The 16,371-nt window shown below is 49.2% G+C and carries 16 protein-coding genes and 1 tRNA gene; 2 read left to right on the top strand and 15 right to left on the bottom strand.

The genetic code is table 11. The features are described 5' to 3' along the window. Positions 1-85: 85 nt before the first annotated feature. The 7 genes from QUF18_RS00690 to QUF18_RS00660 all read right to left on the bottom strand — a co-directional run bounded on the left by QUF18_RS00690 (position 86) and on the right by QUF18_RS00660 (position 6,635). Complete coding sequence (locus QUF18_RS00690; RefSeq protein WP_289384336.1) at positions 86-880, bottom strand: ABC transporter ATP-binding protein; 795 nt, start codon at positions 878-880, stop codon at positions 86-88. Continuing rightward, complete coding sequence (locus QUF18_RS00685) at positions 877-1,758, bottom strand: ABC transporter permease (protein ID WP_289384334.1); 882 nt, start codon at positions 1,756-1,758, stop codon at positions 877-879. The genes QUF18_RS00690 and QUF18_RS00685 overlap by 4 nt, the downstream gene beginning before the upstream one ends. Positions 1,759-2,102: 344 nt before the next feature. Beyond that, complete coding sequence (locus QUF18_RS00680; RefSeq protein WP_374806480.1) at positions 2,103-3,053, bottom strand: ABC transporter substrate-binding protein; 951 nt, start codon at positions 3,051-3,053, stop codon at positions 2,103-2,105. A gap of 216 nt (positions 3,054-3,269) precedes the next feature. Continuing rightward, positions 3,270-3,884 carry an HAD-IA family hydrolase gene (locus tag QUF18_RS00675; RefSeq protein WP_289384329.1) on the bottom strand — a complete coding sequence of 205 codons (615 nt, stop codon included), beginning with the start codon at positions 3,882-3,884 and terminating at the stop codon, positions 3,270-3,272. Positions 3,885-3,892: 8 nt separating this feature from the next. Next, entirely contained in the window at positions 3,893-5,011 is a 1,119-nt protein-coding gene (locus tag QUF18_RS00670) for an NAD(P)-binding domain-containing protein (protein WP_289384327.1), read from the bottom strand. 90 nt (positions 5,012-5,101) lie between these two features. Then, positions 5,102-5,178 (bottom strand) — tRNA-Arg (locus QUF18_RS00665). Between the two features lie 260 nt (positions 5,179-5,438). Next, positions 5,439-6,635 (bottom strand): M20 aminoacylase family protein, encoded by a 1,197-nt coding sequence (locus QUF18_RS00660; protein WP_289384325.1) that lies wholly within the window; start codon positions 6,633-6,635, stop codon positions 5,439-5,441. Between the two features lie 379 nt (positions 6,636-7,014). On the opposite strand from QUF18_RS00660, the gene QUF18_RS00655 reads away from it, so the two are divergent. Next, positions 7,015-8,133, top strand: a complete 1,119-nt coding sequence (locus QUF18_RS00655) for a D-alanyl-D-alanine carboxypeptidase family protein (RefSeq protein ID WP_289384323.1) — start codon at positions 7,015-7,017, stop codon at positions 8,131-8,133. 9 nt (positions 8,134-8,142) lie between these two features. Next, on the top strand, positions 8,143-9,309 hold the full coding sequence (locus QUF18_RS00650; RefSeq protein ID WP_289384321.1) for a CobW family GTP-binding protein: 1,167 nt from the start codon (positions 8,143-8,145) through the stop codon (positions 9,307-9,309). A 153-nt stretch (positions 9,310-9,462) separates the two neighbouring features. Here QUF18_RS00650 and QUF18_RS00645 read toward each other — a convergent pair whose 3' ends face one another. From QUF18_RS00645 to QUF18_RS00610, 8 genes are all read right to left on the bottom strand, one after another. Beyond that, positions 9,463-9,699, bottom strand: coding sequence for a sulfurtransferase TusA family protein (locus QUF18_RS00645; protein WP_289384319.1), 237 nt, complete (start codon positions 9,697-9,699; stop codon positions 9,463-9,465). Continuing rightward, positions 9,699-10,919, bottom strand: a complete 1,221-nt coding sequence (locus tag QUF18_RS00640) for a L,D-transpeptidase family protein (protein ID WP_289384318.1) — start codon at positions 10,917-10,919, stop codon at positions 9,699-9,701. The genes QUF18_RS00645 and QUF18_RS00640 overlap by 1 nt, the downstream gene beginning before the upstream one ends. Positions 10,920-11,160: 241 nt before the next feature. Continuing rightward, on the bottom strand, positions 11,161-12,114 hold the full coding sequence (locus tag QUF18_RS00635; RefSeq protein ID WP_289384317.1) for an acetyl-CoA carboxylase carboxyltransferase subunit alpha: 954 nt from the start codon (positions 12,112-12,114) through the stop codon (positions 11,161-11,163). A gap of 230 nt (positions 12,115-12,344) precedes the next feature. Further along, entirely contained in the window at positions 12,345-13,280 is a 936-nt protein-coding gene (gene xerD, locus QUF18_RS00630; RefSeq protein WP_289384316.1) for a site-specific tyrosine recombinase XerD, read from the bottom strand. Further along, entirely contained in the window at positions 13,270-13,497 is a 228-nt protein-coding gene (locus QUF18_RS00625) for a hypothetical protein (protein ID WP_289384315.1), read from the bottom strand. Before QUF18_RS00625 ends, xerD begins: the two co-directional genes overlap by 11 nt. A gap of 137 nt (positions 13,498-13,634) precedes the next feature. After that, on the bottom strand, positions 13,635-15,041 hold the full coding sequence (gene lpdA, locus QUF18_RS00620; protein WP_289384314.1) for a dihydrolipoyl dehydrogenase: 1,407 nt from the start codon (positions 15,039-15,041) through the stop codon (positions 13,635-13,637). A 73-nt stretch (positions 15,042-15,114) separates the two neighbouring features. Next, on the bottom strand, positions 15,115-15,552 hold the full coding sequence (locus tag QUF18_RS00615; protein ID WP_374806481.1) for a hypothetical protein: 438 nt from the start codon (positions 15,550-15,552) through the stop codon (positions 15,115-15,117). A 159-nt stretch (positions 15,553-15,711) separates the two neighbouring features. Then, positions 15,712-16,371 carry a LysE family translocator gene (locus QUF18_RS00610; RefSeq protein ID WP_289384312.1) on the bottom strand — a complete coding sequence of 220 codons (660 nt, stop codon included), beginning with the start codon at positions 16,369-16,371 and terminating at the stop codon, positions 15,712-15,714.

The raw sequence follows: 16,371 nt of genomic DNA, 5'->3' as shown, positions 1-16,371 counted from the left end.
GAAAAGGGAAATCTGTGTTTGTATTTTCAAATAAAAATGCCGCGGGTTGAGCGCGGCATTTTGCATTTCAGATGTACAGATTGTTCTATTGAATCAGCAAAGCATCATCATCCAATGTTTCACCACGAACCTTTTTGAACATATCAATCAGGTCTTTGACGGTGAGATTCTTACGTTCATCAGCGGACACATCGAGAATGATATTACCACCGTGGAGCATGATAGTGCGCGTACCGTAATCAAGTGCCTGCTGCATTGAATGGGTTACCATCAATGTGGTGAGCTTGTTTTCACTAACCAGCTTGGCAGTGAGCTTCATAATGAAATCTGCCATGCCCGGATCAAGTGCTGCCGTATGTTCATCCAGCAGCAAAACTTCTGAGTTTGCCAGTGTTGCCATGATCAGGGAAAGCGCCTGTCGCTGGCCGCCTGAAAGCAGATCCATACGATCCTGAACGCGGTTTTCAAGGCCGAGATTCAAATTGGCAATGCGTTCGCGGAACAGCTCGCGGCGTTTGTTATTGAGCGCATGGGAGAGGCCACGCTTTTGTCCGCGCATGGCGGCAAGAGCAAGATTTTCTTCAATGGACAATGCACCACAGCTACCGGTCAGCGGATCCTGAAATACACGGGCAACCATAGATGCACGCTCAGCAGTCGATTGTTTGGTAACATCTTTATGACCGATCAGAATTTTACCTTCTGATGCCTGCACATCACCGGCGAGGGCACCGAGCAGAGTAGATTTTCCTGCACCATTCGAACCGATAACAGTAACAAAACTGCCCTTCTCAATTGTAAGATTGATACCGGACAGAGCTTGTTTCTGGAGGGGTGTTCCGCGACCGAAGACGACGCCAAGATTTGAAATTTCAATCATTTGGATGCACCTCCGCGACGCAGGCGTGGCAATATGAGTGCCAGTGTTACCAGAACTGCCGTTGCCAGATTAAGATCGGAAGCTTTCAGCCCGATAAAATCACTGCCCAAAGCCAGCTGGATAGCAATGCGATAAAGAATAGAACCGATGATACAGCCGATTAATGCCCAGAGCAGGAAGCGGGTGCGGAACAATGTTTCGCCAATAATGACGGCAGCCAGACCAACGACAATGGTACCAACACCGGAGGTGACATCGGCAAAGCCGTTCGTCTGCGCGAATAATGCGCCACCAAGCGCCACCAGAGCATTGGACATAGCCATCCCCAGATAGATCTGGCGATCGGTCTTGACGCCTTGTGCACGTGCCATACGCGCATTGGTACCGGTTGCACGCATAGCAAGGCCGATATTACTTTCCAGAAAGCGCCAGACCAGCAAAGCTGCAATAATAACAAGTACACCGACAAAAAGCGGACGGACATAATATTCAGGAACGCCCAGACCATAAAAAGGGGAGAGCATAGTATCCTGATTAATCAGAGCGACATTCGGCTTGCCCATCACACGCAGATTGACTGAGAAAAGTGCAGTCATCGTGAGAATAGAGGCCAGCAGATTAAGAATACCAAAACGGAGATTCAAAGTCGCGGTCACAAGTCCGGCGACAGCACCAGCCATCATAGCAATCAGTACAGCTAACCATGGATTAACACCGGCAAGAATGAGAACAGCAGTAACAGCTGCGCCGAGCGGAAAGGAACCATCTACAGTCAGATCAGGAAAATCGAGCACACGGAACGACAGATAAACGCCGAGAGCTACAAATGAAAAGACCAGACCTAATTCGACCGCGCCCCAAAAAGCGATCAGACTCAAAATAATGTTCCTTCGGCTTGTGCAAACGGCCGGCACTTTCAAACAAATCGTTCACAGAGTTTCTGTTTTGCTACAGCGTAATTCCTTAAACTTAAATCAGTTTAAGGAATTACGCTGTAAATATAAAATGTTAGAGCGACCTTTGTGCGCGCAAGAGGACGCACGGCGCTCTAGTTTGAAAATACGGGGCAGTCTGCCTGTTGATATGTGCGTGTCACTTCACGGTAGCCAGTGCGAAGGTGAAAGACACAAAGGAAAGTGTCCGGATATTCAGTTATTTTTTGGTTGAATATCCGGATGATGAAAAACCGGTAAAGCAGCTTTACCGGTTTGTATCCAGATTATTATTTGATAACTTTGCTGGCGCGATCGACAACAGCCTGAGGGATTTCAATTCCCATCTTTTTAGCTGCAACCAGATTGACGACCAGATCGGTACCGGCAGCAACATTCACCGGAATATCACCTGGCTTTTCGCCCTTCAGAATACGGACAACCACTTCGCCGGTCTGTTTACCGACGTCATAGTAGTTGAAACCGAGAGCGATGAATGCGCCACGGCTGACGGAATCTGTATCCGCAGTCATCAAAGGAATTTTGGCTTCTTCTGCGACGCTGACCGCACCTTCAAGCGCAGAAATAATGGTATTGTCAGTTGGAACATAAATCAGATCTGCTTTGCCGATCAGCGCACGAGCCGCACCCTGAACTTCAGCGGATTTGGTCGCAGCAGATTCAACCACTTCGAGACCGGCTTCTTTGGCCGCAACTTTCAGGCCTTCAAGAAGGGAAAGCGAATTGGCTTCACCGGAATTATAAAGGAAGCCGATGGTCTTCACATTTGGCGCAACTTCTTTGATCAGCTTAACGTGATCTGCTACCGGTGAAAGATCGGACAGACCGGTGACATTGCCACCAGGCTTTTCCATGCTTTTAACGAGCTGTGCACCAACCGGATCAGAAACCGCAGTGAAGACAACCGGAATATCACGGGTGCCTGAAACAACAGCCTGAGCAGAAGGCGTGGAGATCGGAACAATCACATCCGGTGCTTCGCCGATGAACTGACGCGCGATCTGTGCAGCAGTTGCAGGATTACCCTGAGCTGACTGATAGGTGAATTTCAGGTTTTCGCCTTCTTTGTAACCAGCCGCAGTCAGTGCATCTTTTACACCATCGCGGACGGCATCAAGAGCCGGATGCTCAACAATTGCTGTTACAGCAACGCTGACATCTTTGGCATTAGCCGGAGCAGCAATCATTGCGGTGGCCATGGCTGTCGATAGCAAAGTCATAATAAGTGTACGCATGAAAATCTCCCTCTGTTCCGCGTCCCGATAAAACGAATAATCAGTTCTCTAAGAGAGGTCAACGCGCATCATATTGGGATAGCGTGACGCGGTGCATTTTAATGCCATTCTGAGGTCAGCCATGGCGGCAAAAACATAGTTGTTTCACGTGAATCATTGTGGTTAGCAAAAGATTAACATCACGCTGCAGGTTTTAGAAGTTCAGAGGCTGGCAATTTCCGATGTCAGACAAGAATATTCTGTCCAGTGAATTGCCTGCCATCCAGCCTGAATAGCAGCTGTAATATTGGTCTGTGTGTCATCCAGAAAAACAATATCTTCGGGTTGCAGCATAGACAGGCTGGTAACAATTTCAAAAAACTGATGATCCGGTTTTTTAACGCGGAGGGCTGCTGAATAATAAATAGCATCTGCGAACGTATTTAATTTCAGTTTTTGAGCAATATAATCCGCACGCATATGCTCCTGATTGGTTGCGAGATAAATTTGTACGCCAGCGGAGCGATAAAATTTCAGAGACTCAATCAGGTCTGTATTCAGGCGGGCATCATTCTTAAACCAGTAGGCTATGAAATCCTCTGTGGTGAGGTGGGGTGCTAAATCTGAAAGTACCGGTTTGAGCGCTGTAATAAGATCCAGTTTTCCGGTGACAATTTTATCCCAATAGGGCGTGAAAAATCTATCTTGTAACAAGATAGGTGACAGGCCGAGATCTGTCTCCAAATCTGTCGACCAGTGTTTTCCATCGAGAGGGCGACCTTTAATCAGAACACCATCAACATCCACCATTAAAGCTTTCATCGTCAATCGGGACATACACATTCCTAATCAAGTTTGAGATATGCGCTCAGTTCTTTTGCGGCAGCAGCACCGGCACGATTGGCACCGATGGTGGAAGCGGAAGGGCCGTAACCGACGAGATGAATACGCGGATCTTTCATGACTTGTGTTGCCAGTCTGCCGCCCATGATAATACCGCCATTAGCTTCGCGGATTTGCAATGGCGCCAGATGATCAAGCGAACTGCGAAAACCGGTACACCATAAAATCACATCTGCTCTTTGTTCTGTGCCATCTGCCCAGCGGATACCTGTCTCAGTTATTTCGCTGAACATTGGCAGGCGGTTTAATGCACCGCGATCACGCGCAGCACGTAATGCTGGTGTGAGCGGAATGCCGGTCACAGAAACGACAGAGCCGGGTATCAGTCCGCGGCGCACGCGATCTTCAACAATAGCTACAGCCGCACGGCCATCTTCTTCGCTGAAGGGTGTTTCACGAAATTGCGGTTCACTGCGTGTCACCCAAGTCGTTGTGGTGACCTGAGATATTTCATCAAGCAGCTGTAAAGCAGAAATGCCGCCACCGACGATAATGACATGCTTGCCTGCAAAAGCTTCGGCTGCTTGATAATCGCGGGTGTGAAGCTGCTGCCCTTTGAAAAGCTCCGCACCAGTATAATGTGGGATGACTGGTGTTTCCCAAGTGCCGGTCGCGTTGATGATGCCGCGTACCGTAAAAGTCTCACGGTCGGTTTCTATCCGAAAGCGATCATTGCGCTCACAAACGACACTGACATTGACCGGCCGGTAAACAGGCAGCTGAAACTTCTTTTCATAGGCTGCGTAATAATGCGGCACTGCTACAGACGCTTTGACCTCGGATACTTCCGGCTCCAGAACATCAGAGAAGGTCATGCCCGGAAGATCATGAATCCGGTTGACGGTGCTGAGGGTGAGGGAAGGCCAGCGATATTGCCATGCACCGCCTGCATTGGGTGACTTATCCAGAAGAAGAAAATTGCTACCCGCTTTCAGGCCGGATTTTTGCAAGTGATAGGCAGAGGATAAACCAGCCTGTCCGGCACCAATAATGACAATATCAGTTTTATAGGCCATGCGTAGATTATTGGATGGGGAAGTCGCTTCTGAATAATCTGCCATAACCGCAATTCGCCTGAAATAAGAATGTCTCATTCTTACTTAGGTTTTCGCGCAGCACATACAAGTTGTCAGAGGCAGTGAAGGGAGAGGTGGTGATCCCGACTGGATTCGAACCAGTGGCCTCAAGATTAGGAATCTTGCGCTCTATCCTACTGAGCTACGGGACCGGATAGTCTCTTGCACACATACTGATTTTTTGACTGTAAGCCAAGGGCAGGCAGGGCAGAAAATGCCGGAATAGTCGCTAGAGCGGTTTACGTTCATGTTGGATCGCAGTGTTCGCGTCTCAATTCTTTAGTTTGTCGCATTATCCCGGACTGTCCAAGTTGATCCAACTTGACTGTGAAATGCTCTAGTGAATTAAAAAAGCGAAGAGGGGATTATGCCTCTTCGCTGAACAGTAACCTGTTTAATTTGCAGTCTGAGATCAGGCTGCGATTTTCTCAGCCGGTGAAAGCTGCGCATCTTTGAGACGATATTGCGCCAGCTCAACCCAATAGCTCATACCATAAGGCAGGGCATCATCATTAAAATCATAGGCCGGATGATGCAGATTTGCGCTCTCGCCATTCCCTAAGAAAATATAGCAACCCGGACGCGCTTCCAGCATGTAGGAGAAATCTTCACCACCCATCATCGGTTCAACTTCACGAGTGATCGGCCCATTGATGCTGACCTTGTCAGCTACATCGGCTGCGATGTCAGTCTGACCAGAATGGTTGAATGTCACCGGATAGTTGTTTTTAAAGTCGAGATCGATGGTGATATTATTGAGCAGACCGAAGGCCTCACAATGCGCCCGCATACGCTGTTCAGCAAAAGCGCGGCTGTGTTTTGTCAGGCTGCGGACAGTGCCTGCGAGAACTGCTTTTTCCGGAATGATATTGTAAGCTTCACCGGCATTGAATTTGGTGACAGAGACGACCAATGAATCCAGCGGGTTTGATCCACGTGAAACAATGCTCTGCAATGCGGTGACCAGTTGGGAGCCGATAACGATCGGATCAATATTGCGATGCGGCTGGGCAGCATGGCCACCTTTACCGTTGATGGTAATTGTGAACTCATCAGTCGCTGCCATGATCGGGCCTTTGCAAACCGCCAGTTCACCGACTGTGATGCCCGGCATATTATGCATGCCGTAAACTTCAACAATATTGAAACGATCCATCAGGCCATCATTGACCATCGCCAGACCACCGGCACCGCCTTCTTCAGCAGGTTGGAAAATGACGATGACATCGCCATAAAAATCACGGGTTTCGCAGAGAATTTTTGCGGCACCCAGCAGCATGGATGTATGACCGTCATGGCCGCATGAATGGGCTTTGCCCGGATTTTGAGAAACCCATTCCGGTGTGCCGGTTTCAGTAAGCGGCAGCGCGTCCATATCGGCGCGCAGACCGATAGCCTGACCAGCCCCTTTTTTACCTTTAATCACGCCGACAACGCCGGTGCGCCCAATACCGGTCACAACCTGATCGCAACCGAATTCACGTAATTTTTCTTCAACAAATGCCGCAGTTTCATGAACGTCATAGAGTAGTTCCGGCTTGCTGTGTAAATGTCTGCGCCACAGGCTGACTTCCTGTTTTAATTGAGCAGCGCGGTCTAAAAGCGGCATTTCTGTTCTCCGAACCTGTGTGCCTCTCCTCCGAGGCGGTGTGTGGATAACGTAACTCCGAGTGCTTTTCAGCTTCGGTAATTATGCAAGAAAGACGAAATTTTGTCTGAGACAGTGTGGGTAAAACACAACGCTCTCAGATAACATAATGTGTTTTACAAAATTTCGCCAATCGGTCTTTGCCTTTTATGGCCGGACTGGAGTAGAAAAGTACAACCGAGTAAAAATGTGCAGGCATTTTTTCTGACGACCGGATTTTTGCCTTTTTATCCCGATTGAAGATCTGCTGAGTTGAAGGCAGATATTGATCTGCGGATATACAGCGTATTGATCCGGATCTCTGTCTATTGAATATTTCGCCTTGAAAGGTGGTCATCCCATGATCCCGCGTATTTTAAAACAATCTGTTCTGGCCATGACTGTGTCATGCCTTGCTGTTTCTCAAAGCATGTCGGCGGCAGAAGCTAATCCTTATATGTCCGTCGATGTGGCAACGGGACAAGTGCTGGCGCATAATGAAGCCTTTAAGCGCTGGTATCCGGCATCGCTTACCAAAATGATGTCAGCCTATGTGGTGTTCCGCGCTTTGCGCTCCGGTCAGAAAACACTGGAATCGCCGGTTCGTATGTCTGTTGCCGCAAGCAAAGAGCCGCCGAGCAAAATGGGTTATAAAGCCGGTTCTGTGCTGACGCTCGACAATGCTTTGAAAATCATGATGGTCAAATCCGCTAACGACGTGTCTGTCGCAGTGGCTGAATCTGTCGGTGGCAGCAAAGCCGGTTTTGCTAAAATGATGAATGCTGAAGCCAAGCGCATTGGTATGTTCGGTTCCAATTTTTCTAATCCGCATGGTCTGCCGGATCCGAACAATTACACGACTGCCCGTGATATGGCTCTGCTCGCTGCACAGTTGCGCCGTGAGTTCCCAGAATATGCCCATTACTTCAATACGGAAGCAATTGATCCGGGCGAGGGTAAAAAGGTTCAGGCGAATTACAATATTCTGCTCGGCCGCTTTAACGGCGCAGACGGTATGAAAACCGGTTTTATTTGTGCCTCCGGATTTAATCTCGCCGGTTCGGCGACACGTAATGGTCGTACGATCGTGGCTATTGTTCTGGGCGCATCCAGACAGGAAGACCGTACCGTACAGGCTGCAGAATTGCTGCAAAACGGTTTCGCCACCCGTGGTGGGGGCGGTGCAACTCTGGCAAGCCTTGCGCCTTACGGCGGCAATAATAATCAGGTCACAGATTTGCGCGCGCAGATTTGCAGTCAGGAAGCTATGTCCGACCGTTGGGATGGTCGCGATGTTGAAGGCCGCCTGAAAATTAATTCGTCTTATATCACTGCAATGACCCGTGAGCCTGTTGCTGTACCGGTTGGCCTGATCGCCAAAGCACCGGATGTGAAGGCGGGTAATAGTTTGCATATCTCGCAGGTGCCGATTCCGTTGCAGCGGCCTATGCGCGGCAACATGACAACTGCAGTGAATTAAAGGTCTGACATGCCCTTCAAACCGATCAGCGTTTCTGTGCTTACAGGCTTTCTGGGTGCAGGAAAAACGACCTTGCTCAATCGCCTGCTGAAAGATCCTGCCTTGCAGGATACGGCAGTTATCATCAATGAATTTGGTGATGTGAGCATCGATCATCTGCTTGTTGAACAGGCAGCGGATGGTGTTATTCAGCTGGCTGATGGCTGCTTATGTTGCACCGTTCGTGGTGAGTTGGTCGATACCCTGGCGGATTTGATCGAACGCGTGCAGATGGGCAAAATCAATGAGCTGCAGCGCATTGTGATTGAGACGACCGGTCTGGCTGATCCGGTGCCGGTCTTACAGGCACTGATGGGGCATCCGGTACTGATGCAGGTGCTGAAGCTTGATGGTGTGATTACCACGGTTGATGCAGTCAATGGCATGGCGACACTTGACGCGCATATTGAAGCCGTCAAACAGATTGCTGTTGCTGACCGCATTGTCCTCACCAAATCTGATCTCGCGGATGCAGAGCAGCTTGCTGCTTTGAGATCACGGATCAGAACGCTCAATCCGGCTGCAGAAATTTATGATGTTGTAGCCGACGAGATTGGCTATGCGGCCTTGTTTGATTGCGGCTTGTATAATCCGGCGGGCAAAACGCCGGATGTGCAGAACTGGCTGAAAGCTGACAGCTATGATGATCCTCATTCTCACGATGATCATATTTGCGAAATTCACGGCGCCGGTTGTTCGGGGCATCATCATGATGATCACGGACATCACCACCATCATCACCATGATACTGCGATCCGTTCTTTCTCACTGAAGCATGATGCGCCGGTACCGTTCTCGGCGATTGAGATGTTTCTGGATTTGCTGCGCTCGACCCATGGCGATAAATTGCTGCGTATGAAGGGGATTGTTGCGGTTGCTGAAGATGCGGAACGACCGCTGATTATTCATGGTGTTCAGCAGATTTTGCATCCGCCTGTGCGCTTGAAAGCATGGCCGCAGGAATTGCAGGACAACAAATATCAGACACGTCTGGTGCTGATTACCAAAGATCTGGATGAGGCCTATGTCCGTGATTTGTTTGATGCATTTTTAGGCAAACCACGTATTGATCAGGCTGATGCACAGGCGCTGACCGATAATCCGCTGGCAATTCCGGGGTTTTCTATGAAAGGCTGATGGCTTTGTGCGCCCAAGTGGGCGCACGTGCTCTAGATTCTTTAGTTTGTCGCATTATCCCGGACTGTCCAAGTTGATCCAACTTGACTGTGAAATGCTCTAATTTTAAAGTGTTAGAGCGACCTTTGTGTGCCAAGTCTGGCACACGGCGCTCTAGCCTTTTTGTATCAGAAAATGAAATACGCGGCCTTCACTCTGCTGCTCAAGCAGCGTGTGTCCTTCTGACTGGCAGAAATGGGCAATATCAAGCGGTGAAAGCGGGTCAGTTGTTTCTATCCTGATCACATCACCGGCTTTTAAATCTTGTAGTTTTTTGCGGGTTTTTAAAACGGGTAAGGGGCATTGCAGCCCCTTAAAATCGTAAAATACTGCCGTTTCAGACGTGATCATTATTGACCGGTCATTCTGTTCCAGAGCGATTTCTTCTCTGGTGACGGCACAACCGGCACGGCCTGAGGTGTTGTTTCTGCAGCGACAGGATTGCTAGCAGGAACCGGCACAGATGCAGTTACATTCTGATCAAGTTCTGGCTGTGCTGTAACCGCAGCAGATGTTGCAACAGTGGTTGCTGCTGCAGGAGCAGGTGTCTGCGCAATAGCTGTTGGTGCCGCTGTGTCCGGCGAACCTGGTGTCTCGGAAGAGGCAGGGCTCAAAGATGGCGGCGTACGTGATACTTTTTCACCACGAGCGCGGCGTGCGCTCCAGTCAGACACCAGTTTCGCTTCCTGAATTCCCATAATCGACGGAGCAAGGTTTTTCTTGGACGACTTGTTTATGGCCGTTGAAAATGCTGCGTCATAGGTTTTCTGGTAGCTGGAATAAGCAGACTGGATTGAATCCGGCTGAGACATTGGCGGGCAGGCGGCAGAAGCCGATATTCCCTGTTGTCCCGGGAAGTTCTGATTAAAGACGTAGCGCTTGCCGCAAACATCGACTTTTGGCGGTACTTTGGTAATTTCAAACTGGTCATAGCCTTCTTTAAGCATGGCCCAGAATTCATAATTCGGATCACTCTTATAGCGTGCCATATTCGCTGCGGTCATGCGGAACGGGAAAGCCTGAACCTGAAAATCACGCTGACCACCTTTGAAGGCATCACGGCCAAAAGCATAAATCTCGGACATGCTTTCATCGGTCATGGAATAACAACCAGCCGATGAGCAAGCGCCATGCACCATCAAATGCTGGCCGGTGCGACCATGCGCGCGGTCATAAGCATTCGGGAAGCCGAGATTGAAAGACAGATAAAATTGCGAGTTCGGGTTCATCTGCGCAGCAGAGACGGAATAGAAACCTTCCGGCGCCTGACGATCACCCTCAACAAATTTTGGACCCAGCTTGCCGGACCATTTGCAGATTTCATAGGAAGCAACCATGTCATAACGACCATTGGTTTTTTGCTTCCATACTTCCAGAACGCCTTCTTCTTTGAAGATACGTGCCATCACCGGTGATGTTTTATTCATGCCTTTGGCTTTGATTTTAGCCTGAACTTTGGAAGGCAGCTCGCGTTCGGCCTTGGCTCCAACACCATCAAAAACAGAGCCCTGACAACCGGCAAGAGCGACGGTTGCGATCAGTGAAGCAAAAATTGCAGTTCTGAGTTTCATAAGGTTCACCGGCAGAATTACGTAAGAGTTAGACCAAAATATCCTGAAATAGCAAAAAGGCAAATTTTTAGCGGCAATCAGTTTGTCCCGTATTATCGGTCAGTATGATTGATAAAGTGTTATGAAGTTAGTGCAGGGCGATATTTACAACAGATCGCCGGGTTTGACTATAGAGCTGAAAAGACAAAGGCCGCGCTGATCGCGCGGCCTGAATTGTAAGAAGTCACACAGGTGCCGATAATCAGAGATTACGACCCATTGCCAGATATTTCTGACGGCGTTCCTGTTTCAGGGTTTCGCCATCAACACCTTCAAGTGATTTCAATGCGGTGGCAATGACATCACCGGCAGCATCAATAATTGCGGTTTTACCGCGATGTGCGCCGCCGAGTGGTTCCGCAATAATATTGTCGATAATTTTCAGCTCAAGCAAATCCTGCGCAGTAATACGCATGTTGGTGGCTGCGTCTTTCGCACGGGTCGAATCACGCCACAGAATGGAAGCAGCGCCTTCCGGTGAGATCACCGAATAGATTGCATGTTCCAGCATATAGACGCGGTTTGCGACAGCAATTGCAATCGCACCACCTGAACCGCCTTCACCGATCACAACGGTGATAACCGGAACGCGCAATTTCATGCTCATTTCTAACGAGCGGGCAATCGCTTCTGCCTGTCCGCGTTCTTCAGCACTCACACCCGGATAAGCACCGGCGGTGTCTACAAAGGTAATGAGCGGCAGTTTGAAACGATCGGCCAGTTCCATGATACGAATGGCTTTACGATAGCCTTCCGGACGCGGAGAACCGAAATTATGCTTCAGACGTGTTTTGGTATCGTTGCCTTTTTCCTGACCGAGAATAGCAACGGCCTGACCATTAAAGCGGGCAAAACCAGCCTGAATAGCCTGATCATCAGCAAAATTACGGTCACCGGCCAGCGGTGTGAATTCTGTAAACAGCTGATTTACATAATCCAGACAATGCGGGCGATCCGGATGACGGGCAATCTGAACTTTCTGCCAAGGCGTCAGCTTACGATAAATATCTTTCAGCGCATCGCTAGAGCGCTTTTCAAGCCGCCGTATTTCGTCACTCATCTCTACGCTGCCGCTTTCCTGCGCCAGTTTTTTCAATTCGAGAATTTGACCATCGAGATCTGCGACGGGTTTTTCAAAATCAAGGTAATTATACATATGACCTGACTATTACGCTCCGGAGACTAAATCAGTTTTCCTAATTTCATAATTAGAAAAACCGATCCATCTTTTCTTTGACGCAGCTCTGGGAGGCGGTTGCCGCTTTTGCCTTCGCTGCTTTCAATCCGCCAGACCAGAAGGCCTTTCAGACGGTTTCATTTATCTTATATAGATTGTCTGACAGAAATTTCTATCTGCCGAATATGTTTCTCTTAAACTTCATAGCGTCAATCGGCAAGCGGATGATGCGTTGCAACCAGTTGATGCAGTCTTTCTTCCAGCACATGGGTATAAATTTGTGTCGTAGAAATGTCCGAATGCCCCAATAATTGCTGAACTGCACGCAAATCTGCACCATTTTGTAAAAGATGACTGGCAAAAGCATGGCGCAAAACATGGGGAGAGACTGCTGCCGCAGAAATCCCCGCTCTTGCGGCAAGTGATTTCAAATCACGGGCAAAGACTTGTCGTGCCAAATAGCCATTTTCAGATCGTGCAGGAAACAGCCACGGATTATTTTGCCATTCCGGGACCTTGTCGCGTAAACCTACATAAATATTCAGGACATTTTGCGCCTTCACAGACAGCGGCACCATACGTTCTTTGGAGCCTTTGCCACGCACGAGCAGAAAACGCTGATTGCTGCGAATGGTTTTTTCCGGCAGGCCGACAAGCTCGCTCACACGCATACCGGTGGCATAGAGCACTTCCAGAAGCGCATGGAGACGCACGGCATTAAAATAGCCGCTCATGTCTTCTTGAGGCCTTGCCTCAGTCTCTGCCTGCATGAGAAGTTTTGAAACAGTGTCTTCGCTCATAATTTTTGGCAAAGCCTGATTTTTCTTTGGCACGTCGATAATACCGGTCGGATCATCCGTGCGGAGCCCCTCTGTGTAGAGAAAGCGAAAAAACTGCCGTAAAGAGGAGAGCCGGCGTGCCTGCGAGGTAGCCGCAAAACCCTGAATATTCATATCATCAAGACAGGTTTTGAGATCGGCAGATGTGGCAATAACCAGTCTGGTTTTACGACCCTTCATAAACTCTGCCGCCGTCTCCAGATCGCGGCGGTAGGATTCCAGTGTATTATCGGCCGCACCCCGCTCGGCGCTCATCATTTCAAGAAATGAGTCGATTGCTGCTTCTGTCGAGAGATTATTCTGCATCTTCAGCCTCCGGTTCTCCGTCTGTATAGGGTGATGGTACCGGTGCAGGCCCTACAGGTGCCGGATCATGTGGTTGTTGCAGCATTTTATTGGCAGGCACACGAATAGTGATCTCTGAGGTAACCGGGCTAACCGTTTTAACAAGCGCCAGCATCAGCCCGTAAATACAGGCGGCAATAACAGCCAACAGAATGATCAGTCGGGTGAGGGTAGGCATAAAGGCAGCAGTGCTTTCATTTTCATGATGCGTGAGCCTATTGTGCCCTGATATTCTCAATAAAGCCTAACCAAATTCGACATGAAAAAGAAAAGGCCCGATAAAAACCGGGCCTCGTATTTTGTGTAATTGGCAGATTACATATGAATTGGCTTGTCGTAAGTGGCCATTGCTGATTCACGAACAGCTTCCGACATGGTCGGATGTGCGTGGCATGTACGAGCCAGATCTTCGGAAGAACCACCAAATTCCATCAAAACAGTCAGTTCGTGGATCATTTCACCGGCATTGTAACCGAGGATATGGGCGCCGAGAACTTTGTCTGTTGCTTTGTCAGCCAGAATTTTCACAAAACCGTCAGTGTGCTGCATTGCGCGGGCACGGCCATTGGCTGTGAACGGGAATTTGCCCACTTTATATTCAATACCTGCAGCTTTCAGTTCTTCTTCAGTTTTACCAACAGAAGCCACTTCCGGCTGGGTATAAACAACGCTTGGGATCACATCAAAATTGACGTGGCCTTTCTGACCGGCGATGATTTCTGCAACCGCAACGCCTTCATCTTCCGCTTTGTGCGCCAGCATCGGGCCTTTAACCACGTCGCCGATTGCATAAATGCCGGCAACATTGGTCTGCCAATGATCGTTGATGGCAACGCGACCGCGTTCATCAAGAGATACACCGGCTTCAGCCAGACCCAGACCATCAGTGTAAGGACGACGGCCGGTTGAGATCAGCACAGCATCGGCTTCAAGGGTAACAGCATCGCCGCCCTTAACAGGCTCAAAAGTTACCTTGGCGCCATTGCCGGATTTTTCAACGCCGGTTACTTTGGCACTGAGTTTGAAATCCATGCCCTGTTTGGCCAACATACGCTGGAACTGCTTGGAAACGTCGCCGTCCATTTGCCCAAGAACTTTGTCGAGATACTCAACAACAGTCACTTTTGAGCCGAGACGCGACCATACTGAACCGAGTTCCAGACCGATAACACCGCCGCCGACAACGATCAGATTTTCAGGCACTTTGGTGAATTCCAGTGCGCCAGTTGAGGAAACGATGATTTTTTCATCAATATCAACCTGAACACCCGGAATACCGGCAACATCAGAACCGGTGGCGATGATGATGTTTTTGGTTTCGAGTTCTTTTACAGAACCGTCTTCAGCTGTGACCGATACTTTGCCAGCAGCAACAACTTTACCAAAACCAGTGAAAGCTTCGATCTTGTTCTTTTTGAACAGGAATTCAACGCCGGTGGTGTTGGCTTTTACAGTTGCAACTTTGTGACCCTGCATTTTTTCGAGGTTCAGCTTCGGTGCGCTGACTTCAACGCCGAGCGCGTCAAAAGAATGACCGGCTTCAGCAAAAACTTCCGAAGCGTGCAACAATGCTTTTGAAGGAATGCAGCCGACATTCAGGCAGGTACCGCCGAAAGTGCTGCGTTTTTCAACAACTGCTACTTTCAATCCGAGCTGTGCAGCTTTAATCGCTGCAACATAGCCGCCTGGGCCGGTACCGATGACTACGACATCGTAAGACATTGCTCTATCCTTTTAACTCTTTTTAAGTCCGCTCAGGCAGGGGATTTCTGCTTGAGGGGGAGGGTCGATTTTTTTATTCTTCGGGTGTGCAGGCTTTAAAACGAAACACGTCCCAGTTCAGCGGCTCGGCTGGTTTGACCTCACCAAAATCATAGCTGTCCAGCATGCTGACAAAGTCCGGCAGAAGAATAGCAGCGGCAGCCGGTTCGTCATTGCGGGGCAGAAACTCTGCATCTGCACCATCTTTAAGGGCATATACTACGCCCTGCCAGATTGTGCAGTCATCAATTTCATCTTCTGCAGCATCATCACCCGCACAATTATAAGTGATCATGGCTGTGGGGCGCGCAGCCCCCTCTGTCCATTGCACTGCACCCTGTAATTTAAATTCAGGTTTTTCATTGGCAATGATCGTGAAACTGTTGCCGGACTGATCATCCTCTTTTTGTACAGGACTAAAAGTCAGCGTGTAATTCTGGTCTTTGTCAGAATAAATGGCGCGGTTCTGCATACAGGCCGCCGAAGCAACCGCTGTTGCCGTCAGCAGGATTGTGCAGCTTGCGAGGCAGGCAAAGGTCTTTTTTAAAATGACTGTTCTGATAAGCATTGTTCCCTCACCGGGCTTTAAAAGTCTGATTTACAGCATCGGCCTGAAGCACAATGCGTTGTTTTAATGGGCTTGCTGGCTGGCAAGCTTAATGCCTAAGCCAATAAATACCATACCGGTCACACGATTAAACCATGCGCCCAGAGCAAAAAAGCGTTTACGTACAGGCTCCAGCGTGAAGAACAGTGTCACAATCGCAAACCAGCCGATCACGACGATGGCGATCAACACGCCATAGATGCCCTGAATGGCAGCTGGTGTTTCATGGCTGACAAGAGATGAGAACAGGGAAAGAAAGAATAAAACGGCTTTCGGGTTCAGCGCATTGGTGATGAAGCCCATAGTGAAGCAGCGCTTTGCGGAAATTGCCATTGGTTGTGGTTTAACAGCGTCCGCGTCTGTCTGAATGATTTTCTCCGCATCGGCTGCATTGAGCGGTTTTTCGCGCAGCGCCTTGATACCGAGATAAAACAAATAGGCAGCACCGGCCCATTTAATCAATGAGAACAGAAACAGAGACTGGGAAACGATCAGGCCGATGCCGAGGATCGTATAGGAGATGTGGAACATCAGCGATGCGCCAATGCCCAAACTGGTAATAAAGGCTGCACGGCGGCCATGCACGATGCTCTGGCGCACGATCAGCGCGAAATCCGCACCGGGCGCTACGAGCAGGATCACGAATACCGCCATCAGACCGGTAAATTCGATCACATACTGCAT

The sequence above is a fragment of the Pseudochrobactrum kiredjianiae genome (assembly GCF_030362795.1).
Classification (GTDB): Bacteria; Pseudomonadota; Alphaproteobacteria; order Rhizobiales; family Rhizobiaceae; genus Pseudochrobactrum; species Pseudochrobactrum kiredjianiae.
The sequence above is the reverse complement of the archived record's forward strand: the minus strand, read 5'-3'. Positions and strand labels throughout refer to the sequence as shown.

What these genes read in the sequence shown, in the direction of transcription:
- QUF18_RS00690 (WP_289384336.1), bottom strand. Translation starts at nt 880, where the DNA reads ATGATTGAAATTTCAAATCTTGGCGTCGTCTTCGGTCGCGGAACACCC.
- QUF18_RS00680 (WP_374806480.1), bottom strand. Translation starts at nt 3,053, where the DNA reads ATGACTTTGCTATCGACAGCCATGGCCACCGCAATGATTGCTGCTCCG.
- QUF18_RS00675 (WP_289384329.1), bottom strand. Translation starts at nt 3,884, where the DNA reads ATGTCCCGATTGACGATGAAAGCTTTAATGGTGGATGTTGATGGTGTT.
- QUF18_RS00670 (WP_289384327.1), bottom strand. Translation starts at nt 5,011, where the DNA reads ATGGCAGATTATTCAGAAGCGACTTCCCCATCCAATAATCTACGCATG.
- QUF18_RS00660 (WP_289384325.1), bottom strand. Translation starts at nt 6,635, where the DNA reads ATGCCGCTTTTAGACCGCGCTGCTCAATTAAAACAGGAAGTCAGCCTG.
- QUF18_RS00655 (WP_289384323.1), top strand. Translation starts at nt 7,015, where the DNA reads ATGATCCCGCGTATTTTAAAACAATCTGTTCTGGCCATGACTGTGTCA.
- QUF18_RS00650 (WP_289384321.1), top strand. Translation starts at nt 8,143, where the DNA reads ATGCCCTTCAAACCGATCAGCGTTTCTGTGCTTACAGGCTTTCTGGGT.
- QUF18_RS00645 (WP_289384319.1), bottom strand. Translation starts at nt 9,699, where the DNA reads ATGATCACGTCTGAAACGGCAGTATTTTACGATTTTAAGGGGCTGCAA.
- QUF18_RS00640 (WP_289384318.1), bottom strand. Translation starts at nt 10,919, where the DNA reads ATGAAACTCAGAACTGCAATTTTTGCTTCACTGATCGCAACCGTCGCT.
- QUF18_RS00635 (WP_289384317.1), bottom strand. Translation starts at nt 12,114, where the DNA reads ATGTATAATTACCTTGATTTTGAAAAACCCGTCGCAGATCTCGATGGT.
- xerD (WP_289384316.1), bottom strand. Translation starts at nt 13,280, where the DNA reads ATGCAGAATAATCTCTCGACAGAAGCAGCAATCGACTCATTTCTTGAA.
- QUF18_RS00625 (WP_289384315.1), bottom strand. Translation starts at nt 13,497, where the DNA reads ATGCCTACCCTCACCCGACTGATCATTCTGTTGGCTGTTATTGCCGCC.
- lpdA (WP_289384314.1), bottom strand. Translation starts at nt 15,041, where the DNA reads ATGTCTTACGATGTCGTAGTCATCGGTACCGGCCCAGGCGGCTATGTT.
- QUF18_RS00615 (WP_374806481.1), bottom strand. Translation starts at nt 15,552, where the DNA reads ATGCAGAACCGCGCCATTTATTCTGACAAAGACCAGAATTACACGCTG.
- QUF18_RS00610 (WP_289384312.1), bottom strand. Translation starts at nt 16,371, where the DNA reads ATGCAGTATGTGATCGAATTTACCGGTCTGATGGCGGTATTCGTGATC.